This window comes from Streptomyces sp. NPDC059166 (assembly GCF_042755185.1).
GTDB lineage: Bacteria > Actinomycetota > Actinomycetes > Streptomycetales > Streptomycetaceae > Streptomyces.
This window is the reverse complement of the sequence record NZ_JBHZCI010000022.1, coordinates 110,484-131,368: the sequence shown is the minus strand read 5'-3', so window position 1 is coordinate 131,368 and position 20,885 is coordinate 110,484. Positions and strand designations below refer to the sequence as shown.

Here is a 20,885-nt window from a genome sequence, read left to right as displayed (position 1 = left end):
CAGACCGGCAGACCGGGAGGGCCCGGGGGCACCCGCCCCCCGCGAGGCGCACCGCGCCCCACCCGCCCCCCCCCCCCCGCGCCCCCCGCCGCCCCGCCCGAGTCCTCCCCGCCGCGCGGCCGCCCGCGACCGTGGCGGAGGTGGGTGCCTGGGAACTGGCCGACTCCAGGCTGGCGGCGCTGCTCGACGGCTACGCCCTGTCGTACGGCCTCGATCCCCGGCGCGCCCCGGCGGCCGCGGCGCTCCTGCCGTACATGGAGGAGACCTTCGGGAGCTGGTACGTCGCAGGCGGCATGCGCGCGCTGGCCGACGCGGTGTACGAGCGGTGCGTCGCCCGTCGGGTCGAGTTCGTCTTCGGTGCCGAGGCCGTCCGGATCATCGAGAAGGACGGCCGGGCCCGCGGGGTGGAGCTGGCCGACGGCCGGAGCGTCGAGGCCGATCACGTGGTCGTCGGCGCCCAGCCGGCGCCCGGCCTCCTCCCGGTCCGCGAGGAGCCGCCCGCCGATTCGGGCCGGCATGCCGTGCCGGGCCGTTTCCTCGTCCTGCTGTCGCTGCGCGGAGCCCGAGAGGCAGGCGCCGTGCACCGGACCGTGGTTCACCCCGGTGAGCCGGGAGCGGAGCAGGAAGCGGTGTTCGGTGGCCGGGTCGCCACGCTGCCCACGGTGACGGTGCTGCGCCCGGACGACCCGGCCACCCGGCCCGACGAGGACCACGAGGCGGTGACGCTGACGGCGACGGTCGCCCCTCACGGCCGGGTCGACTGGACGGACGCCACCCTGCGCGAACGGTTCGCCGAAACGGTGATCGGCAGGGCCGCCGAGGCGGTGCCCGGTCTGCGCGAGCGGATCCTCCACGCGGAGATCCGCACCCCCGCGGACACCGAGGCGTCCACCGGCGCCGCGGGTGGCTCGGTCCCCGCTCCGGCCCTGGCCGGGCCGGGGGGCGCCTGGCTGCACCCGGGCAACCGCAGCCCCCTGGCGGGCCTGTATCTGGCGGGCGGCTGGTCGCACCCCGGGGGCGGGCTGGCGCACGCGGGGATGTCGGGGGCGCTGGTCGCCGGTCTCGTCGTGGAGGGCGACGGCTTCCGCGGCTCGCAGTGAGCCGGGCCGACCGCGATGGTCGGCCCCGCCTCACTCAGTAGCGGTACTGCTCGTTCTGGCCGGTGTCGTACCCGTTGCCGTACGGGGCGGGCCTCACCGGTGCCTCCGGGGGCAGCGGGGGGTACTGGTCGTTCTCCCGCTGCTGCGGGACCCACACCCCGCCGGGTGGGGTGTCGGTGTATCCGGCGGCGTACGGATCGGCGGCCTGCTGCCCCGCACCCTGGGACCGGTCGTAGCCGTAGGCGTCGTACCCGGCGTACTGCCCGGTGCCCGCGGTGGTGGCGGCGTAGGGATCGGCGTAGGGCGCGTGGTGCGGCTGCTCCACCGGCGGGTAGCCGTACTGCCCGGAGTTCCCGCCCTGGTCCTGGTAAGCGTCCTGCCCCTGGTAGACGCCCTGCCCTGCGTAGGGGTCCTGCCCTGTGTAGGGGTCCTGGGCGGCGTAGGGGTCCTGGGGGTGCTGCCCGCCGTACGGGTCGTAGGCGGCGTACTGCTGCTGCGGTTCCCCCTGGGCACCGGGCCACGTGCCGCGTCCGGCCGGGGCGGGGTCGCTGTAGACGCCGTACTGCCCGGTGTCGTCCGGCATCGGCTCGGGTTCGTAGACCGCCGCGGGCGTGGGGCCGGCCTGGGGGGCGTCCGCGTACTCCAGGCCGGAGACCTCGAGGGTCGGCCGCACCTCGTCCGGTGTCTGCGCCCCGCGCCGGCGGCGGCTCTCACCGGGGCTGCCGCCGATGGCCCAGCCCGTGGAGAAGCCGCGCCGGAAGGAGAGGGTCACATAGGTCTGCCCCGTGGCGAAGGCGATCGCGCCGAGGACGATCACCGGGACCGAGGCGATCAGCACACCGAGCACCACACCGAGGAAGCCGGCGAAGGCGAGCAGCCTCCACCGCAGCCGCGCCTTGTACTGCAGCAGCACCTCGCCCAGCAGCCAGAGCGCCACTATGCCGAATGCGATGTAGAGGACCGTCCAGCCCACGCCCGCCCCCTCCTACGGCCACCGCCCCGGTCGGAGGCGGGTACGGCCGGTCACGACTGCTTGTGCAGTCCGAGATTCTCGTAGATCTCCAGTGTCGCCGTCGAGTTGTTGAGCGTGATGAAGTGCAGCCCCGGGACACCCTCGGAGAGCAGTTTCGCGCAGAACTCCGTGGCGAACTCGATGCCAATGGAGCGTACAGCGGCCGGGTCGTCCTTGGCGGCGAGGATCCGCTCTTTCAGCGCGGTCGGCAGGGACGCGTTGCTGAGCTGCGCGAACCGTTCGAGCTGTTTCACGCTGGTGAGCGGCATCACCTCGGGGATGACGGGGGTGTCGCACCCCGCGGCGACCACGCGGTCACGCATCTGCAGATAGCTCTCCGGCTGGAAGAACATCTGGGTGATCGCGTAGTCGGCGCCGGCGCGGCACTTGTCGACGAAGTGCGCGATGTCCGAGTCCCAGTCGGTGGACCGGGGGTGCATCTCGGGGAACGCCGCGACGCCGACGCAGAAGTCGCCCGCCTCCTTGATCAGCCGCACGAGGTCCGCGGCGTAGCGCACGCCCTGGGGGTGCTCGACCCACTCGCCCATCGGGTCGCCGGGCGGGTCGCCCCGTACCGCGAGGATGTTGCGGATGCCCGCGTCCGCGTACTGCCCGACCATGTTGCGCAGTTCGGCGACGGAGTGGTCGACGGCGGTGAGGTGCGCGACGGGCGTGAGCGTGGAGTCCGCCGCGATCTGCTGGGTCGCCCGGACCGTTCCGGCACGGGTGGAGCCACCCGCTCCGTACGTCACGGAGACGAAGCTCGGTCGCACCGCCTCGACCCGGCGCAGGGCGTTCCAGAGATTCCGTTCGCCCTTCTCGGTCTTGGGCGCCCAGAACTCGAACGAGAACGACGTCTCGCCGGTCGCGAGCAGCTCACGCACGGTGCGCGCGTGATCTGTCCTGGTGGAAGGTGTGCCAAGGGCCATACTGGGAGGTTAACCAGGGCCCGGCGGTACCCCAACCAGAGAGGGCGGATTGACCGGAATGAGGTTGTTTTTGTCCACCCCTCGGACACTCGCCGAACGGGGTGCGCCGCCCGCGTGAGGCGCACCGCTCACCGCGTGCCGGGGGCGTCCGGGAGGTCGCTCTCGCGTACGCGCCGGGCCAGCGAGGCCGTCGCCGCCGCCGGGTCCGCGGCCTCGGTGATCGCCCGTACGACGACGATCCGGCGCGCACCGGCGTCGAGCACCTGGTCGAGGTTGCTCCCGTCGATCCCTCCGATGGCGAACCACGGCCGGGACGTGCCGAGCGAGGCGGCGTGGCGGACGAGGCCGAGCCCCGGCGCGTGCCGGCCGGGCTTGGTCGGGGTGGGCCAGCAGGGTCCGGTGCAGAAGTAGTCCACGCCCTCCTGGGTGGCGGCGGCGTCGACCTCCGCCTCGGCGTGGGTGGAGCGGCCGATCACCACGTCGGCGCCGACGAGGGCGCGCGCGGCGGGCACGGGGAGATCGCCCTGGCCGAGATGCAGCACGTCGGAGCCGATGGCGTGGGCGACGTCGGCCCGGTCGTTGACGGCGAGGAGCGCTCCGTGGCGCTTGCAGGCGTCGGCGAACACGGCGAGGTGTTCGAGTTCCTCGGCCGCCTCCATCCCCTTGTCCCGCAGCTGGACTATGTCGACGCCGGAGGACAGCACGGCGTCGAGGAACTCGGGAAGGTCTCCCTGCCGCTTGCGGGCGTCCGTGCAGAGGTAGAGCCGGGCGCCGGAGAGCTGGGAGCGAGGCGTGGACATGAGGATTCCCCCGTCGGTACGTCGATGGATCACTGCTCCGGCGACGGTACCGGGCCGCTCCGGACGACGGAGGGGGCGGGGACGACGACGGGGTGCGCACCGCGTCTGCACACGGCGCACACCCCGCTCACGGTCGTCCGGTCAGACGGCGAGCGCCTGGGCCCGGCGCTTCACCTCCGTGCCGCGGTTCTCGCTCAGTGCCTGCGCGGGGGTCCCGGGCAGGGTGGGGTCGGGGGTGAAGAGCCAGTCCAGCATCTCTTCGTCGTTGTAGCCGTCGTCCCTCAGGAGCGTCAGGGTCCCCGCGAGGCCCTTGACCACCTTGTCGCCGTCGATGAAGGCGGCAGGCACCTGGAGCGTCCGGTTCTCACCACGTCGTACGGCGATCAGCTGGCCCTCCTTGACCAGCTGCCGTACGCGCGTCACCTCGACATCGAGCATTTCCGCGATGTCGGGAAGGTGGAGCCAGGCGGGGACGAGAGCATCGATCTTTGCGTCAATCTCGGTCACAGGGACAAGCGTGCCATCCCGGACCGACAGCCGGTAGCCGGGCCGGGCGTACGGGGCCGTCGCCTACCCCGGGAGCACCGTCGATTTCAGCGGTACGGCGGAGTCGGCGGCCCTCACCGGGTCGATCCGCGCTCCGGCCTCGATCAGCCTGCGCCCCTGTGCCAGGTCGCGCGGCCGGCTGACGGCCAGCACGGCCACCAGGGCCCCCTGCCGCAGCCAGCACACCGTCCAGGTGGGGTCGGTGGGTTCGCCCCGCCACAGCAGTGTGTCGGCGGCGGCGTGGTGACCGGCGTACTGCACGAACCGCCCGAACTGCTCGGACCAGAAGTACGGCACCGGGTCGTACGTCCTGGCCGCGCCGTCCGCCAGCGCGGCGGCGACCGTCCCGGGCCCCTGCAGGGCGTTGTCCCAGTGGTGGACCAGCAGCCGCTCGCCGTAGCGGGCCGAGGGGAACGAGGCGCAGTCGCCCACCGCGTAGACGTCGGGGAGCGAGGCGCGCAGGGACTTGTCGGCGGTGACCGAGCCGTCGGCGCCGAGCGCGATGCCCGAACCCGCGAGCCATCCGGTGGCGGGCCGGGCACCGATGCCCACGACCACCGCTCCGGCCGGCACGGCCCGGCCGTCGGCGAGGTGGACGGCACCCTGTTCGACCCGTGCGACCCGGGCCCCGGTGAGGAGTACGGCCCCGCTCTCGGCGTACCAGGCGGCCATCGGGGCGGCCACCTCGGCGGGCATCGTGCCGGCGAGGGGACGGTCGGCGGCCTCGACCACCGTCACCGCGCAGCCGGCGGCCCTGGCGGCCGTGGTGAACTCGGCGCCGATCCAGCCCGCTCCCACGACGACGATGTCGTGCTGCCGTTCCAGCACGGGGCGCAGCCGGGCCGCGTCGTCGACGGTGCGCAGCAGATGGACCCCTGGCACGCCCTCGGAACCGGGGAGCGCGATGGGCTCGGCCCCGGTGGCGAGGACGAGCGCGTCGTAGCCGACGGGGCCCTGGAGGGTGTCCAGTTCGTGCGCGTCGGCCCGCAGGCCCGTCACGTCGAGTCCGAGGCGCAGGGTGACGTCCAGGGCCTCGAAGTCGACGTCGAAGGCGGAGTCCTCGGCCTTGCCGAGCAGGACCGCCTTGGAGAGGGGCGGTCTGTCGTAGGGCTGGTGCGGCTCGGCGCCGATCAGGGTGACCGGGCCCGCGAATCCCTTTTCGCGCAAGGCGACGGCCGTCTGCACACCGGCCATGCCGGCGCCCACGATCACCACTCCGCGCGGCCCGTCCACCGCCGTTCCCTCTGTCTGCTGGCTCACCTGTCCACCCTAGGGCGTGTTTCGAAAGTAGCGCCGTCCGCCCGGAGGGCGGGCTCGGCGGCGTCTGGTGCGTGCGATCGCAAGGCGGAGGGTCGCCCCGATACCGGATGTATCGGGGTGATCCCGACAACGCAGCGAGCGTGCGTGCCAGGCGTCGCCGAGCAGGTGGGACTTTCGAAACACGCCCTAGTCATGTGGCGTTCCGTCAGTCGGTGAGTTCCTCGACAACGCTGGTCCCGCTCCCGTCCTGCGACTCCCACTCCCATGTCTCGTCCAGGCGGACCCGTCCGTCGGGGAGATCGGTGACGGCGGAGACGCAGTGCCCGCTCGACGTGGTGCCGTCCCGCTTCAGCTGAACGTAACGGAAGTCGAGACGGTCCGCCTCCCTCGTCCCGACGAGGTGGCCGCGGACCACGTCGCCGCCCGCGTACTCGGCCCAGATCCGGCCGTCCTCCTCGTGGTACGTGAAGCGGGTACGGGTGCCGACCTGCCCCGGGGCCTGGTCGGCGACCGGTGCGAGGACGAGTCCGTCGAGTGAACGGGCCATGGGTACGGCTCCCTTACGGGCGGGAACGGGCGGGGTCTAGGCTGGCCACCGTAAGACACTCGCGGGAGTCCGGGCGCACCGGGCTGAGAGGGAGGCTGGCCGGCCTCCGACCGTACGAACCTGATCCGGGTCATGCCGGCGAAGGGAGGGGCTGGACGCCCATGCGCATCTCCGCGGACACCTCCGACGTCCTGGTCGTGGGGGGCGGCATCATCGGTCTGGTCACCGCGTGGCGGTCCGCCCAGCGCGGTCTGAGCACGACCGTGGCCGATCCGGATCCGGGCGGCGGGGCCGCCATGGTCGCGGCCGGGATGCTCGCCGCCGTGACCGAACTCCATTACGGCGAGCAGATGCTGCTCGGCCTCAACCTGGCGTCGGCGGAGCGCTATCCGGCGTTCGTGGCCGAGCTGGAGGAGGCGAGCGGCCAGGGCACCGGGTTCCGCGCCTGCGGGACCCTGGCCGTCGCACTGGACTCGGACGACCGGGCGCACCTGCGCGAACTGCACGCGCTGCAGCTGCGTTCGGGGCTGGAGTCCGAGTGGCTCTCCGGCCGGGAGTGCCGCCGTCTGGAGCCGATGCTCGCCCCCGGTGTGCGCGGCGGGCTGCGGGTCGACGGCGACCACCAGGTGGACCCCCGGCGGCTGGCCTCGGCGCTGGTCACGGCGTGCGAGCGGGCGGGGGTGGTCTTCCGCCGCGCCTGGGTGGAGCGGCTCTCCGTCGTGGGCGGCCGCGCGACCGGGGCCGTGCTGCGCGACGGGACGGAGCTGGCCGCCGGGCAGGTGGTGCTCGCCGGGGGGAGCCTCAGCGGACGTCTGGGCGGAGTACCCGAAGCGCTCCTGCCGCCGGTGCGCCCGGTGAAGGGCCAGGTGCTCCGGCTGAGGGTGCCGCCCGCCTACGCGCCCTTCCTGAGCAGGACGGTACGGGCCGTCGTGCGCGGGAGCCAGGTCTATCTGGTGCCGCGCGCCGACGGCGAGCTGGTGGTCGGCGCCACCACCGAGGAGATGGGCTGGGACACCACCGTCACCGCGGGCGGTGTCTACGAGCTGCTGCGCGACGCCCACGAGCTGGTGCCCGGGATCACCGAGCTGCCGCTGACCGAGACCCGTGCGGGCCTGCGGCCCTCCTCGCCGGACAACGCCCCTCTGCTGGGCCCCACGGCCCTCCCGGGGCTGCACCTGGCCACCGGCCACCACCGCAACGGGGTGCTCCTCACCCCGGTCACGGGCGATGTGATGGCCGAGGTGCTGACCACCGGCGAGCCGCCCGAGGTGGGCCGCCCGTTCGCACCGTCCCGCTTCGCCCCGGCCGCCGCCGCTCAGGAGCCCTCGCCGTCCTCGTCCCCCGCAGTCACCGCCCCCGCCCCGCAGGAGCAGCACGCATGACAGAGCCCGCGTCCTCAGCCGCCCTCGTACAGGTCTCCGTCAACGGGGACCGGCGTACCCTCCCGGCCGGAACCGCGCTGGACACCCTCGTCTCCTCGTTGACGTCGGCCCCCTCGGGGGTCGCCGCAGCGGTCAACGAGGCCGTCGTGCCTCGCGGCCGCTGGTCCTCGACCGCGCTCGCCGACGGCGACCGTGTCGAGGTCCTCACCGCGGTGCAGGGAGGCTGACGGTGTCCGACGATCTCTTCACCCTGGGTTCCACGACGTTCTCGTCCCGGCTGATCATGGGGACCGGCGGGGCGCCCAGCCTCGACGTGCTGGAACGCTCGCTGATCGCCTCGGGTACCGAGCTGACCACCGTGGCGATGCGCCGCCTGGACCCGACCGTGCGGGGCTCGGTGCTCTCCGTGCTGGAGCGCCTCTCCGTCCGGGTCCTCCCGAACACCGCGGGGTGCTTCACCGCCGGCGAAGCGGTGCTGACGGCCCGGCTGGCGCGTGAGGCGCTGGGGACGGACTGGATCAAGCTGGAGGTGGTGGCGGACGAGCGGACGCTGCTGCCCGATCCGGTCGAGCTGCTGGACGCCGCGGAGATCCTGGTCGACGACGGCTTCACGGTCCTGCCGTACACCAGCGACGACCCGGTCCTGGCGCGCAAGCTGCAGGGCGTGGGGTGTGCCGCGATCATGCCGCTGGGCTCCCCCATCGGTTCCGGGCTGGGCATCCGCAACCCGCACAACTTCCAGCTGATCACCGAGCGGGCCGAGGTCCCGGTGATCCTGGACGCGGGCGCGGGGACCGCGTCGGACGCGGCGCTGGCCATGGAGCTGGGCTGCTCCGCCGTGATGCTCGCCTCAGCGGTGACCCGGGCCCAGGAGCCGGAACTGATGGCGGCGGCCATGCGCCACGCGGTGGACGCCGGACGGCTCGCGTACCGGGCGGGGCGGATCCCGCGCCGCCACTTCGCGGAGGCGTCGTCGCCCGCCGAGGGCCGCGCTGTGCTGGATCCCGAACGACCGGCGTTCTGATCCGGCCGGAAGCAGTCCTTCCCGGTCACAGCACGTGCATACCTCTGTCACGGCTCGGCACCGGACGGCCCCCGGGCCGTCCGGTGCCCGCCGGCCTGTCCGTGGCAGCTCGTAGACTCGCTCCGTGGACACGACCCTCCAGGACCCCCTCGTCGGGCAGCTGCTCGACGGCCGCTACCGCATCGACGCGCGCATCGCCGTCGGTGGGATGGCCACGGTCTACCGGGCCGTGGACACCCGGCTCGACCGTGTGCTCGCCCTCAAGGTGATGCACCCCGCGCTGGCCACGGACGCGGCGTTCGTCGAGCGCTTCATCCGCGAGGCCAAGTCCGTCGCCCGCCTCGCCCATCCCAATGTGGTGGGTGTCTTCGACCAGGGCGCCCAGGGCGCGTACGTCTATCTCGCGATGGAGTACGTCGCCGGGTGCACCCTCCGCGACGTGCTGCGCGAGCGGGGCGCCCTGCAGCCCCGGGCCGCGCTCGACATCCTCGAACCGGTGCTCGCGGCCCTGGGCGCCGCCCACCGCGCGGGCTTCGTGCACCGCGACATGAAGCCGGAGAACGTCCTCATAGGGGATGACGGCCGGGTGAAGGTCGCCGACTTCGGTCTGGTGCGCGCCGTCGGGACGGCCACGGACACCACCGGTTCACTGCTGGGCACGGTCTCCTACCTCGCCCCGGAGCAGATCGAGCAGGGCACCGCGGACACCCGCTCCGACGTGTACGCCTGCGGGGTGGTCCTCTACGAGATGCTCACGGGTGGCAAGCCCCACGCCGGGGACACCGCCGCCCAGGTGCTCTACCAGCACCTCAACCAGGACGTCCCAGCCCCGTCGGCGGCGGTGCCGGGCCTGGCCCCGGGGCTGGACGAGCTGGTGGCGGCCTCCACGGCGCGCGGCCCCGAGGCGCGTCCGGCGGACGCGGTGGAGCTCCTCGCGCTCTCCCGGGGCATACGCGCGGGCCTCACCGAGGAACAGCTCGACGCCGTGCCCCCGCAGGCCCTCGCCGAGGCGCACGACGCCGCCGAGGACCGCACCAGCGTGATCCCCCGGGTGATCCCGGCCGGCCAGGGTACGGCGCACCACACCAGCCGTCTGGAGACGCCGCCCGGGCCCGTCGGGCCGGAGCGCGGGTGGCGCGGGTCCCTCTCGCGCCGGGGCAGGCGCGGGATGGCCGCCGTCGTCGCCGCGGTGCTCCTGGTCCTGGGGCTCGGAGCGGGTGTCTGGTACATCAACTCCGGCCAGTTCACCCGGGTCCCCTCGCTCCTGGGCCAGACCCAGAGCGCGGCGGAGCGGCGCCTGTCGGAGGAGGGCCTCGATCTCAAGGGGATCGACAAGGCCTGGAGCGACACGGTGAAGCGCGGCTCCGTGATCAGCAGCGACCCCGGCTCCGGCGAGCGGATCAGGGGCAACGACGCGGTGCGGCTGGTGATCTCGCGCGGCCCGGAGATGGTGAAGGTGCCGGATGTCGAGGGGCTCGCCCTCGCCGACGCCAGGCGGGAGCTGACAGGTGCCGGCCTCGCGCCGGGGATGGTGACCCGGGAGTTCAGCGGGGAGACCGACCGGGGCAAGGTGATCCGCACGGATCCGCGCACCGGGACCGAGCGCCACGCCGACTCCGCGGTCGCCCTCGTGGTCAGCAAGGGCGCCCCCGTCCACGTCCCGGACGTCACCGGCCTGTCCGTCGCGGACGCCCGGGCGGCTCTGGACGAGGCGGGCCTCGACGTGAAGGTGCTGCCCGACCGGGTCGACGCGCCTCAGGCGGCGGGCGAGATCGCGCGGCAGAGTCCCGGGAGCGGCGCGGAGGCCGTCGAGGGAGACACCGTCGAGCTGACGGTCTCCAAGGGCCCGCGCATGGTCGCGGTCCCGGACGTCACCGGCCGGGACGTCGACGAGGCCCGGAGGACACTGGAGGGGGCGGGGTTCGAGGTCAAGGTCGACCGCCCGTTCCTGTCCTTCAGCGACACCGTCGGCAGTCAGTCGGTCGAGGGCGGCGAGAAGGCCGCCGAGGGCTCCACGATCACCATCAGGACCAAGGGTCTGTAGACCCTGGAGAACGGGCGGCACATGCGCAACCCCATCGGCGGTCACGTCCCCGTCGCCGGCGGACTGGCCAAGGTCGGCCTCGGCTACTCCCGGGAGCTGGCGGCGGAGACCGTGCAGGTCTTCGTCGCCAACCCGCGCGGCTGGGCGACGCCCGCGGGCAATCCGGCGCAGGACGAGCTGTTCCGCTCGGAGTGCGAGGCGGAGTCCGTACCGGCGTACGTCCATGCCCCGTATCTGATCAACTTCGGCTCGCACACCGAGGAGACGGTCGAGCGCTCGGTGCTTTCGCTGCGCCACTCACTGCGCCGGGCGAGGGAGATCGGCGCCCGCGGTGTGGTGGTGCACACCGGCTCCGCGACCGGCGGGCGCCCCCGGGAGACGGCCCTCGCGCAGGTGCGCACCCACATGCTCCCTCTGCTGGACGAGCTGACCCGCGAGGACGACCCGTTCCTGCTGCTGGAGTCGACGGCGGGCCAGGGTTCGTCGCTCTGTTCGCGGACATGGGACTTCGGGCCGTACTTCGAGGCCCTGGACTCCCACCCCCGGCTCGGTGTCTGCCTGGACACCTGCCACATCTTCGCCGCGGGACACGACCTGACCGGGCCGGACGGCATGCGGCAGACCCTGGACCTGCTGGTGGGGACGGTGGGCGAGGGGCGGCTGAAGCTGATCCACGCGAACGACTCCAAGGACGTGGCGGGGGCCCACAAGGACCGGCACGAGAACATCGGGGCCGGCCGCATAGGCGCCGAACCCTTCCGTGAGCTGTTCTCGCACCCCGCGACGGAGGGGGTGCCCCTGATCATCGAGACGCCCGGGGGCAAGGGGGGGCACGCGGCGGACGTGGCCCGCCTCAAGGAGCTCCGGGACTCCCGCTGAAGGCCTGACGGCGATCCCGCACAGCCCGTGCCGGCGCGTCCGGGCGCGCGGGCACCGGGTGGCGGCACCCGGCCTCAGAGCTCGGGGCCGTCCCCGGGCTCCTCCTGGTAGGAGTAGCGCTGCTCGCTCCACGGGTCACCGATGTTGTGGTAGCCGCGTTCCTCCCAGAAGCCGCGGCGGTCCGCCGTCATGTACTCGATGCCCCGCACCCACTTGGGCCCCTTCCAGGCGTACAGGTGGGGGACGACGAGGCGCAGCGGGAAGCCGTGCTCCGCGGTGAGCAGCTCACCGTCCTTGTGGGTGGCGAAGAGGGTCCGGTCCGACATGAAGTCGTCGATCCGCAGGTTCGAGCTGAAGCCGTATTCCGCCCAGACCATCACATGGGTGACCTCGGGTGCGGGCGGGGCCAGCTCCACCACCTCGCGGGCCAGGATCCCGCCCCATTCCGCTCCGAGCATGCTGAATTTCGTCACGCAATGGAGATCCGCGAGGACCGACGAGAAGGGCAGTGCGGAGAATTCCCGATGATTCCAGCAGTGTTTGTCACCGTCGGCCGTGGCACCGAAGACCCTGAACTCCCAGCGGTCCGGCTTGAACTTCGGCACGGGCCCGTAATGGGTGACCGGCCAGCCCCGCTGCAGCCTCTGCCCCGGCGGAAGCCCGGACTGCTCTGCTGTGCCGCTTTCCCGGCTCTCCGGCTGACCCATGCCTCCATGGTGACAGACAGGCAGGGGTGGTCATGACCAGGGGAAGAGCCGATCCGGTCAACTCGTACTAAGCGTGCACTTACTGGACGGTCGGATGGCCCGATGCGAGGATGCGCGCACACATGCCCAGTTCACCGGTTGGAAGGAGCCTCTGCGATGCAGGGCGACCCCGAGGTCCTCGAGTTCCTCAACGAACAGCTGACCGCCGAATTGACTGCCATCAACCAGTACTTCCTGCACGCGAAGATGCAGGAGAACTTCGGCTGGACGAAGCTGGCCAAGTACACCCGGGCGGAATCGTTCGACGAGATGAAGCACGCGGAGATCCTCACCGACCGGATCCTGTTCCTCGACGGGCTGCCGAACTACCAGCGGCTCTTCCATGTGCGGGTCGGCCAGACGGTCACGGAGATGTTCCAGGCGGACCGGCAGGTCGAGGTGGAGGCGATCGACCGTCTCAGGCGGGGCATCGAGGTGATGCGCGGCAAGGGCGACATCACGTCCGCGAACATCTTCGAGTCGATCCTGGAGGACGAGGAGCACCACATCGACTATCTCGACACCCAGCTGGAGCTGATCGAGAAGCTCGGGGAGCCCCTCTACATCGCCCAGCTGATCGAGCAGCCCGAGAGCTGATCCTCCGGGCGGACCCCGGCGCACCGCTCAGGCGGCGTCGGAGAGCCTGACGTCGGGTACGGCACCGAGGGCGGGCGCACCGGCCGGGGCGCCCGCCGGTGCCGTGCGGCCCTCGACGAGCTCGCGGCGCGGGCAGTCGCCGCGGCCGAGCAGCGCCTGGATCCTGCGGACACAGCCACCGCAGTCGGTGCCTGCCTTGCAGGCGGAAGCGATCTGGCGGGGCGTGCAGGCTCCACCGTCCGCATGCTGCTTGACCTGGTCCTCCGTGATGCCGAAGCAGGAGCAGACGTACATGCGGTTCACCTCCCGGCGGGTCGATCGCTGCTGTGCCGTCCCGATCTTTCGGTGAGGCTAACCTAACCTTACCCGTGACTTCGGGTGCGCAAAAGCCCCGGTACGCCTGTGGGGCACGGATCACATCGATCCGTGCCCCACAGGTGCGTATGCCGGGTGGTCCTACTGGTCGCGGTACATCTCGGCGACGAGGAACGCCAGGTCGAGGGACTGGCTGCGGTTGAGGCGCGGGTCGCAGGCCGTCTCGTAACGCTGGTGCAGGTCGTCCACGAAGATCTCGTGGCCACCGCCGACGCACTCGGTGACGTCGTCACCGGTGAGCTCGACGTGGATGCCGCCGGGGTGCGTGCCGAGCTGCTTGTGCACCTCGAAGAAGCCCTTGACCTCGTCCAGGACGTCGTCGAAGCGGCGCGTCTTGTGCCCGGAGGCGGCCTCGAAGGTGTTGCCGTGCATCGGGTCGGTCACCCAGACGACCTGCGCACCGGACGCGGTGACCTTCTCGACGAGCTCGGGGAGCTTGTCGCGGACCTTGTCGGCGCCCATGCGGACGATGAAGGTCAGCCGGCCGGGCTCGCGCTCGGGGTCGAGGCGTTCGATGTAGCCGAGGGCCTCGTCGACGGTGGTCGTCGGGCCGAGCTTGATCCCGATGGGGTTGCGGATCCTGGAGGCGAACTCGATGTGCGCGCCGTCCATCTGGCGGGTGCGCTCACCGACCCAGACCATGTGGCCCGAGGTGTCGTAGAGCTGCCCGGTGCGCGAGTCGGTACGCGTCAGCGAGGACTCGTAGTCGAGGAGCAGTGCCTCGTGCGAGGCGTAGAACTCGACCGCCTTGAACTCGGCCGGGTCCGTGCCGCACGCTTCCATGAAGTTGAGCGCGTTGTCGATCTCACGGGCCAGGGCCTCGTAGCGCTGACCGGACGGCGAGGACTTCACGAAGTCCTGGTTCCAGGCGTGCACCTGGCGCAGGTCCGCGTATCCGCCGGTGGTGAAGGCGCGGACCAGGTTCAGCGTCGACGCGGACGCGTGGTACATCCGCTTGAGCCGCTCGGGGTCCGGTACGCGGGCCGCCTCGGTGAACTCGAATCCGTTGACCGAGTCGCCGCGGTAGGTCGGCAGGGTCACGCCGTCGCGGGTCTCGGTCGGCTTGGATCGCGGCTTCGAGTACTGCCCGGCGATGCGGCCGATCTTGACGACGGGCACGGAGGCCGCGTACGTCAGGACGGCGCTCATCTGGAGCAGGGTCTTCAGCTTGGCCCTGATGTGCTCGGCGGAGACGGCGTCGAAGGCCTCGGCGCAGTCACCGCCCTGCAGCAGGAACGCCTCGCCCTTGGCGACGGCTCCCAGGCGGGCGCGCAGTTGGTCGCACTCGCCCGCGAAGACGAGCGGGGGATACGACTCGAGGTCCGCGAGTACGTCGCGCAGAGCCTCGGCATCGGGGTACTCGGGCTGCTGCGCCGCGGGAAGGTCTCGCCAGGTGTGGCCACCGGCGACGGAGGTATTGGCGTTCACGGTCACCTTGACAACACTACGGGGTCGGCGGGGCCGTCCCGTCCGCGCGCTCAGGAAATGAGACACGCGCTCGTTTGGCCACTTCATCGGCTAGGGTACGAGCCATGTTCGCGCAGACGACCCAGAACTGGTGGTGGACCGCTCATCCGGCGGCCCACTGACACATCGCGCGTACAGACTCCGCGAAGGCCGCCCGAGGGGCGGCCTTCTCTGCGTTTCGCACCGGAAGCCGTTCCTCCCCCGGAAGGAACGCCCATGCAAGACCGCTCAGCCGGTCCGCTCTCCGCCCTGCTCCGTGACGACGCCCCGCCCTTCGCGCTGCTGCGCAGGCGCACCCCGGGCCGGGACCAGGACACCGTCGAGCTCCTGACCGGTGAGATGCGTGAGGTGGAACGGCTCGCCGACATCCCCGTGGGCGACCTGCCGTCGCTGGCCCTCGTGCCGTTCCGGCAGATCGCCGAGCGCGGGTTCGACGTGCGGGACGACGGGACCCCGCTCTCCGTGCTGGTGGCCAGGGAGGTGCGCGAGCTGCCGCTGGCCGAGGTGATCGCAGAGCTGCCCGGCCACGCGGTGCGGGTGGAGGACGGGGGGTTCGACGTCCCGGACTCCGCGTACGAGGACATCGTCCGGCGGGTCGTCGAGGACGAGATCGGCCGCGGCGAGGGCGCGAACTTCGTGATCCGCCGGACCTTCACCGGTGAGATCCCCGGTTTCGGCAGGGCGGACGCGCTGGCGCTGTTCCGGCGGCTGCTGGAGGGCGAGCGCGGGGCGTACTGGACGTTCGTCGTCCACACGGGTGGCGGTGAGCCCGGAGGGCTCTCCTCTTCGGGGCGGCGACGGGCGACGGGTGGCGGTGAGCCCGGAGGGCTCTCCTCTTCGGGGCGGCGGCGGGTGACGGGTGGGCGGACCCTCGTGGGGGCGAGCCCGGAGGTCCATGTGCGGATGTCGGGCGGGACGGTCGTGATGAACCCGATCAGCGGGACGTACCGCTACCCGGCCGGGGGGCCGTCCGCGGAGGGGCTGCTCGGTTTCCTCGGCGACCGCAAGGAGACCGAGGAGCTCTCCATGGTGGTCGACGAGGAGCTCAAGATGATGTGCACCGTGGGCGACATGGGCGGTGTGGTGGTGGGTCCCCGCCTGAAGGAGATGGCCCACCTCGCGCACACCGAGTACGAGCTGCGCGGTCGCTCGTCGCTCGACGTCCGCGAGGTCCTGCGGGAGACCATGTTCGCGGCGACCGTCACCGGTTCCCCGGTGCAGAACGCCTGCCGGGTGATCGAGCGCTACGAACCCGGGGGCCGCGGGTACTACGCCGGCGCGCTGGCCCTGGTGGGCCAGGAGCCCGGCGGCGCCCAGACCCTGGACTCGCCGATCCTGATCCGGACCGCCGACATCTCCGCGTCGGGCCGGCTGCGTGTGCCGGTGGGGGCGACGCTCGTGCGCCATTCGGATCCGGCCGGCGAGGTCGCCGAGACCCATGCCAAGGCGGCCGGCGTGCTGACCGCGCTGGGCGTCCTGCCCGGCCGGCCGGGGTCGGAGGCCCACAGGCCCCGGCTCGCCTCCGATCCCCGGGTCCAGGCGGCCCTCGACGACCGGCGCGGCGGGCTCGCGCCCTTCTGGCTGCGGATGCGGGAACGCACGCGGGAGCTGTCGGGCCACGCGCTGGTGGTGGACGCCGAGGACACCTTCACGGCGATGCTGGCGCATCTGCTGCGCTCATCGGGCCTCTCGGTGTCCGTGCGCCGGTACGACTCCCCCGGTCTGCGGGAGGCCGTACTGGCGCACGAGGGCCCCGTCGTACTCGGGCCGGGGCCCGGCGACCCGGGGGACCTCTCGGATCCGAAGATGCGGCTGCTGCGGGAGCTCACGGCCGAACTGGTGCGGGAGCACCGGCACGGGCTCCTCGGGGTCTGCCTGGGCCACGAACTGATCGCGGCGGAACTCGGCCTGGAGATCGCCCGGAAGGCTGTCCCGTACCAGGGCGCGCAGACGCGGATCGAGCTGTTCGGCAGGCCGGAGACCGTCGGCTTCTACAACAGTTTCACGGCCCTGTGCGACGACGCGGCGGCCACCGAGCTGGGTGCCCACGGCATCGAGGCGAGCCGGGACCGGGATTCCGGTGAGCTGCACGCGCTGCGGGGCAGCGGCTTCGCCTCGGTGCAGTTCCATCCGGAGTCGGTGCTGACGCTGCGGGGCGCGGCGATCGTCACCGGGCTGCTGGCGGCACTGCCGGTGGCCGGCTGAGGGACCGCGTCGCGGACGGGGCGGATCTCCGGGCCGCCGCCGGCCGGTGTCAGGAGGCGGGTGGCGCCGGGACGAGGAAGTTCTCGCTGCGGCGGCCGGCCAGGTGGTCGGTGACGTTCCGCACGGTGGCGTCGATGATCTGCCCCACCGCGTCCCGTGTGTAGTACGCCTGGTGCGAGGTGACGATCACGTTGGGGAAGGTCACGAGCCGGGCGAGGGTGTCGTCGTCGATGCCCTCGACGGACTTGTCGACGTAGAAGAGGCCCGCCTCCGCCTCGTAGACGTCGAGTCCGACGCCGGTGAACCGGCCGGCCCTCAGCTCGGTGACGAGGGCGCGGGTGTCGATGAGGCCGCCGCGGCTGGAGTTGACCAGGATGGCGTCGTCCTTCATCACGGACAGCGCCTCGGCCCCGATGAGGTGCTGGGTGGCGGGGAGCAGGGGGACGTGGAGGCTGATCAGGTCGGCCTCGGCGAAGAGCTGCTCCTTGTCGACGTACGTCATGCCGAGTGCGGTGCAGGCGGGGTTCTCGGCGACGTCCCAGCCGAGCAGGTTCATACCGAAGCCGTGGGCGATCCGGGTGAAGGCCTCGCCGATCTTCCCGGTGCCGACCACCCCGGCCGTGCGGCCGTGCATGTCACGCCCGAGGAGGCCGGCGAGCCGGAAGTCGAAGTCCCTGGTCCGGCTCACCGCGCGGACGATGCGGCGGTTGACGGCCATGGCGAGCGTCCAGGCGAACTCGGCCACCGAGTAGGGGGAGTAGTACGAGACGCGGGCGACCTGGAGGGCGAGCCGCTCGGCCACGGCGAGATCGATGTTGTTGAAGCCGGTGGAACGCTGCGCGATCATCTGTGTGCCGCCGGCGGCGAGCGTCTGAAGGACCTTGCTGCCGAGGTCGGCGTTGACACTGGTGGAGACGATCTCGTGGCCGGCCGCGATCGGGGCGGTGTCCTCGGTGAGGAACACGTCGAGGCAGCGGACGTCGTGCACGCCTTCGAACGCCTTCTCGATCAACGGCTTCTCGTCGGACTGCACACCGAAGGCCAGGATTTCCACGAGGTCTCCCGGGTCAGGGGGGGGCGGGGCCGGTCCTCGCGAATATACGGCCCGCGCAGGCCGGCCGCCGCTCGGCCACGGGGTGTGCCCGCCCTCGTACGGCGACCGGTCCGCGAGGCGGCTCACCGCGCCTCGCGGACCGGCGTCACGGCGCGGGGCCGGCCGTCACCCCTCGTCGAGGCCGGTCTCGATGGCGTACCGCACGAGCTCCACCCTGTTGTGCAGCTGAAGCTTGCCCAGGGTGTTCTGCACGTGGTTCTGCACGGTGCGGTGCGAGATGACCAGCCGCTCGGCGATCTGCTTGTACGAGAGTCCCTTGGCGACGAGCCGCAGGACCTCCGTCTCCCGGTCGGTCAGCTGCGGGGCCTTCGGCCGGTCCGGGGTCACCGGGGCCGGGTCGGAGGCGAGCCTGCGGTACTCACCGAGAACCAGCCCGGCCAGTCCGGGGGTGAAGACCGGGTCTCCGGCCGCCGTGGCGCGGACGGCGTCCGTCAGCTCCCGGGTGCTGGCCGACTTGAGCAGATAGCCGGTGGCACCAGACTTCACCGCCTCCAGCACGTCGGCGTGCTCACCGCTGGCGGAGAGCACCAGGACGCGCAGCCCGGGAAGGGATCCGACCAGTTCCTTGCACACCTGGACGCCGGGCATCCCGGGGAGGTTCAGGTCGAGCACGAGGACGTCGGGCACCGCCGCCGTGGCCCGGCGGACGGCACCCGGGCCGTCGCCGGCGGTCGCCACGACGTCGAACCCCGACTCCGCCAGGTCACGGGCGACCGCGTCGCGCCACATCGGATGGTCGTCCACCACCATGACCCTGATGGCCTGGTCCTCGGACTTCTGCGTGTGCGGTGTGCTCATCGGGCCGATCCTGCCTTCCCCCGTGGAACCTTCGGAACCTTCAACTCGACCTCGGTGCCCTGACCTGACACCGAGATCAGCTCTGCCGTGCCGCCCAGATCGCGCAGCCGGCCGCGGATCGAGAGGGCGACACCGAGCCGGCCCTCACCCTCCGCCTGGTCGAGACGGCCCTCCGGGATACCCGGGCCGTCGTCCCGGACGGTCACGATCACCTCGTCCGGCTCGTCCTCGACCAGGATCCACGCGCGGGCCTCCGGCCCCGCGTGGACGCGGACGTTGTCGAGTGCGGCGCTCACCGCCGCGGCCAGTTCGCGCGCCGCGTGCGCCGCGAGCATCACCGGGGCGCCGGGCTCGGCGAACGTGGTCCTGGCCCCGGCGTGGGCGGCGAGCAGGGTGCGCAGGTCGGATTCGGCGTCCGGGGTCACGTCGGTGTCCGTCACCCGGACGACCGCGCCCTCCGCGCTGTCCTCGGAGAGCCGGCTCGTGGGCACCAGGCCGCTGGAGACCAGGGTCCGCAGGGCGACCTCCTGTTCCCCGGCCATCCGCCCCAGCTCGGCGGCCTCGCCGCCGAGGGCTGTCCCGCGTCGCTGGACCATGGCCAGGACCTGGAGGACGCTGTCGTGGATGTCGCGCGCGAGGCGCTCCCGCTCCCGGGTCGCCGCCTCGATCTCCAGGGCGCGGGCCAGGGTGCGCTCGCTCGCCCGGGCCACCTCGACGACGTACCCGATGGCGATCGAGGCCACCCAGACCAGGAGGACGTTGTGGAAGGTGTCCTCGCTGGGTTCGCCCCGCTCGACGATGTTCGCCGCCGCCACGAGGGTGGACGCGAACGCCGCCCAGCGCCAGCCGCCCTTGAGCGCGAAGGCGAGGACGGAACCCGCGGTCCAGATCGACGGAAGCGTCGGTCCGTCCGAGTGCTGTGCGTCGAGGTCGGCCAGCGGGGTCAGCAGGATGCCGGTCAGGGCGACCGTGAGGTCGAGGCCGAGGAAGCGCTTGGTGCAGCTCGCCGCGTTGGCGACCCTGGGGAGCGTGATCAGTGTCCACAGGGCGAGGAACGCGAGGAACGCCACGGCCACCCAGGGCCGCTCGTACTTCTCGCGCCCGAAGCCGGCGAGCAGCGCCGCGTAGACGAAGGTCAGCACGCGGTACGCGGTCAGCGCCCGCCAGAGCGGCTGCTCGACCGACATCCGCACGACCCGTTCACGCCCGGCCATGTCCCCCGTGTCCTCCCCGTGTCCCCCGCCATGGTGCCCGCTGCGGGCACCCTGCCGCACGTCTACGCGCCGGAGCGCCCGGTCCCCTTGTTCTTCGCCTCCTCGGCGGCCTGCCGCCTGCTCTTCGCCTCCTCGGCGATCTGGCGCTTGGCCGCGGTGGCGTAGATGTCCACGTACTCCTGGCCGGAGAGCTTCATGATCTCGTACATGACCTCATCGGTCACCGAGCGCAGGATGAAGCGGTCACCGTCCATGCCCTGGTACCGGCTGAAGTCGAGCGGCTCGCCGATCCTGATGCCCGGCCGCATCAGCTTGGGCATCACCTGGCCGGGGGGCTGGATCTTCTCCGTGTCGATCATGGCGACGGGGATGACGGGGGCGCCGGTGGCCAGGGCCACCCTGGCGAGACCTCCCGGCTTGCCCCGGTAGAGCCGTCCGTCGGGCGAACGGGTGCCTTCGGGGTAGATGCCGAAGAGCCCGCCGCTCTCGATCACCTGGATCCCGGCCCTGATCGCCGCCTCACCGGCCCCGCGGCCGCCGGAGCGGTCGACGGGGAGCTGGCCCACGCCCTTGAAGAAGGCGGCGGTGAGCTTCCCCTTCACCCCGGGTGCGGTGAAGTACTCCGACTTGGCGATGAAGGTCACCTTGCGGTCGAGGACCGCCGGGAGGAAGAAGGAGTCGGAGAACGAGAGGTGGTTGCTCGCGAGGATCGCAGGCCCGTGTGCGGGGATGTTCTCCAGGCCCTCCACCCACGGCCGGAAGGCGAGTTTCAGGGAGCCGCCGATGGAGAACTTCATTGCGCCGTAGATCAACTCTGGTGCCTCCTGTGTGCCGTCCGACAGACCA

Annotated in this window: 22 protein-coding genes and 1 riboswitch; of the genes, 9 read left to right on the top strand and 13 right to left on the bottom strand. The window is 72.2% G+C overall.

Translation table 11 applies throughout. The annotated features are described in order from the left end of the window. On the top strand, positions 1–1,100 hold a 1,100-nt coding region (locus ACFXOA_RS18625), incomplete at its 5' end, for a phytoene desaturase family protein (RefSeq protein WP_385029143.1). 34 nt (positions 1,101–1,134) lie between these two features. On the opposite strand, the gene ACFXOA_RS18620 is transcribed toward ACFXOA_RS18625, so the two are convergent. From ACFXOA_RS18620 to ACFXOA_RS18595, 6 genes are all read right to left on the bottom strand, one after another. Next, positions 1,135–2,073, bottom strand: a complete 939-nt coding sequence (locus ACFXOA_RS18620; protein ID WP_385029140.1) for a hypothetical protein — start codon at positions 2,071–2,073, stop codon at positions 1,135–1,137. A 50-nt stretch (positions 2,074–2,123) separates the two neighbouring features. Next, the gene (gene metF, locus ACFXOA_RS18615; RefSeq protein WP_385029137.1) at positions 2,124–3,041 is read right to left on the bottom strand and encodes a methylenetetrahydrofolate reductase [NAD(P)H]; all 918 of its coding nucleotides are present in this window, start codon (positions 3,039–3,041) and stop codon (positions 2,124–2,126) included. Between the two features lie 128 nt (positions 3,042–3,169). Then, positions 3,170–3,841, bottom strand: a complete 672-nt coding sequence (gene thiE, locus ACFXOA_RS18610) for a thiamine phosphate synthase (RefSeq protein WP_385029134.1) — start codon at positions 3,839–3,841, stop codon at positions 3,170–3,172. A 141-nt stretch (positions 3,842–3,982) separates the two neighbouring features. Beyond that, positions 3,983–4,348 (bottom strand): Rv2175c family DNA-binding protein, encoded by a 366-nt coding sequence (locus tag ACFXOA_RS18605; RefSeq protein ID WP_031081112.1) that lies wholly within the window; start codon positions 4,346–4,348, stop codon positions 3,983–3,985. 63 nt (positions 4,349–4,411) lie between these two features. Continuing rightward, positions 4,412–5,647 (bottom strand): NAD(P)/FAD-dependent oxidoreductase, encoded by a 1,236-nt coding sequence (locus ACFXOA_RS18600; protein WP_385029131.1) that lies wholly within the window; start codon positions 5,645–5,647, stop codon positions 4,412–4,414. Positions 5,648–5,852: 205 nt separating this feature from the next. Continuing rightward, positions 5,853–6,194, bottom strand: coding sequence for a hypothetical protein (locus ACFXOA_RS18595; RefSeq protein ID WP_385029128.1), 342 nt, complete (start codon positions 6,192–6,194; stop codon positions 5,853–5,855). A 51-nt stretch (positions 6,195–6,245) separates the two neighbouring features. Beyond that, positions 6,246–6,358, top strand: a riboswitch (TPP riboswitch). Here ACFXOA_RS18595 and thiO point away from each other — a divergent pair. The 5 genes from thiO to ACFXOA_RS18570 all read left to right on the top strand — a co-directional run bounded on the left by thiO (position 6,356) and on the right by ACFXOA_RS18570 (position 11,523). Further along, entirely contained in the window at positions 6,356–7,576 is a 1,221-nt protein-coding gene (gene thiO, locus ACFXOA_RS18590; protein ID WP_385029125.1) for a glycine oxidase ThiO, read from the top strand. It overlaps the preceding riboswitch by 3 nt. After that, positions 7,573–7,803: a sulfur carrier protein ThiS gene (gene thiS, locus ACFXOA_RS18585; protein WP_385029122.1), complete on the top strand. Its 231-nt coding sequence runs from the start codon at positions 7,573–7,575 to the stop codon at positions 7,801–7,803. Before thiO ends, thiS begins: the two co-directional genes overlap by 4 nt. 2 nt (positions 7,804–7,805) lie before the next feature. After that, positions 7,806–8,600, top strand: a complete 795-nt coding sequence (locus tag ACFXOA_RS18580) for a thiazole synthase (RefSeq protein ID WP_385029119.1) — start codon at positions 7,806–7,808, stop codon at positions 8,598–8,600. A gap of 124 nt (positions 8,601–8,724) precedes the next feature. Further along, positions 8,725–10,644, top strand: a complete 1,920-nt coding sequence (pknB, locus tag ACFXOA_RS18575; RefSeq protein WP_385029116.1) for a Stk1 family PASTA domain-containing Ser/Thr kinase — start codon at positions 8,725–8,727, stop codon at positions 10,642–10,644. Between the two features lie 21 nt (positions 10,645–10,665). Next, complete coding sequence (locus tag ACFXOA_RS18570; protein ID WP_385029113.1) at positions 10,666–11,523, top strand: deoxyribonuclease IV; 858 nt, start codon at positions 10,666–10,668, stop codon at positions 11,521–11,523. 74 nt (positions 11,524–11,597) lie between these two features. On the opposite strand, the gene ACFXOA_RS18565 is transcribed toward ACFXOA_RS18570, so the two are convergent. Beyond that, positions 11,598–12,230 carry a sulfite oxidase-like oxidoreductase gene (locus tag ACFXOA_RS18565; RefSeq protein WP_385029110.1) on the bottom strand — a complete coding sequence of 211 codons (633 nt, stop codon included), beginning with the start codon at positions 12,228–12,230 and terminating at the stop codon, positions 11,598–11,600. Positions 12,231–12,386: 156 nt separating this feature from the next. Here ACFXOA_RS18565 and bfr point away from each other — a divergent pair, with 156 nt between their 5' ends. Continuing rightward, a complete protein-coding gene (gene bfr, locus ACFXOA_RS18560; protein WP_376378651.1) occupies positions 12,387–12,866 on the top strand; it encodes a bacterioferritin in 480 nt (159 codons plus the stop codon). Positions 12,867–12,893: 27 nt separating this feature from the next. Here bfr and ACFXOA_RS18555 read toward each other — a convergent pair whose 3' ends face one another. Continuing rightward, complete coding sequence (locus ACFXOA_RS18555) at positions 12,894–13,160, bottom strand: bacterioferritin-associated ferredoxin (protein ID WP_385029106.1); 267 nt, start codon at positions 13,158–13,160, stop codon at positions 12,894–12,896. Positions 13,161–13,322: 162 nt separating this feature from the next. Continuing rightward, complete coding sequence (locus ACFXOA_RS18550; RefSeq protein ID WP_385029103.1) at positions 13,323–14,669, bottom strand: class II 3-deoxy-7-phosphoheptulonate synthase; 1,347 nt, start codon at positions 14,667–14,669, stop codon at positions 13,323–13,325. Between the two features lie 104 nt (positions 14,670–14,773). Here ACFXOA_RS18550 and ACFXOA_RS18545 point away from each other — a divergent pair, with 104 nt between their 5' ends. Continuing rightward, positions 14,774–14,830, top strand: coding sequence for a trp operon leader peptide (locus tag ACFXOA_RS18545; protein ID WP_078513512.1), 57 nt, complete (start codon positions 14,774–14,776; stop codon positions 14,828–14,830). Positions 14,831–14,924: 94 nt separating this feature from the next. Continuing rightward, entirely contained in the window at positions 14,925–16,913 is a 1,989-nt protein-coding gene (locus ACFXOA_RS18540) for an anthranilate synthase family protein (RefSeq protein ID WP_385029100.1), read from the top strand. 49 nt (positions 16,914–16,962) lie between these two features. On the opposite strand, the gene ACFXOA_RS18535 is transcribed toward ACFXOA_RS18540, so the two are convergent. The 4 genes from ACFXOA_RS18535 to ACFXOA_RS18520 all read right to left on the bottom strand — a co-directional run bounded on the left by ACFXOA_RS18535 (position 16,963) and on the right by ACFXOA_RS18520 (position 20,836). Further along, a complete protein-coding gene (locus tag ACFXOA_RS18535; protein WP_385029097.1) occupies positions 16,963–17,967 on the bottom strand; it encodes a 2-hydroxyacid dehydrogenase in 1,005 nt (334 codons plus the stop codon). Between the two features lie 165 nt (positions 17,968–18,132). After that, positions 18,133–18,825: a response regulator gene (locus tag ACFXOA_RS18530; protein WP_385029094.1), complete on the bottom strand. Its 693-nt coding sequence runs from the start codon at positions 18,823–18,825 to the stop codon at positions 18,133–18,135. Next, entirely contained in the window at positions 18,822–20,039 is a 1,218-nt protein-coding gene (macS, locus tag ACFXOA_RS18525; RefSeq protein WP_385029091.1) for a MacS family sensor histidine kinase, read from the bottom strand. Before macS ends, ACFXOA_RS18530 begins: the two co-directional genes overlap by 4 nt. A 62-nt stretch (positions 20,040–20,101) precedes the next feature. Beyond that, the gene (locus ACFXOA_RS18520) at positions 20,102–20,836 is read right to left on the bottom strand and encodes a lysophospholipid acyltransferase family protein (protein WP_385029153.1); all 735 of its coding nucleotides are present in this window, start codon (positions 20,834–20,836) and stop codon (positions 20,102–20,104) included. Positions 20,837–20,885 lie beyond the last annotated feature (49 nt).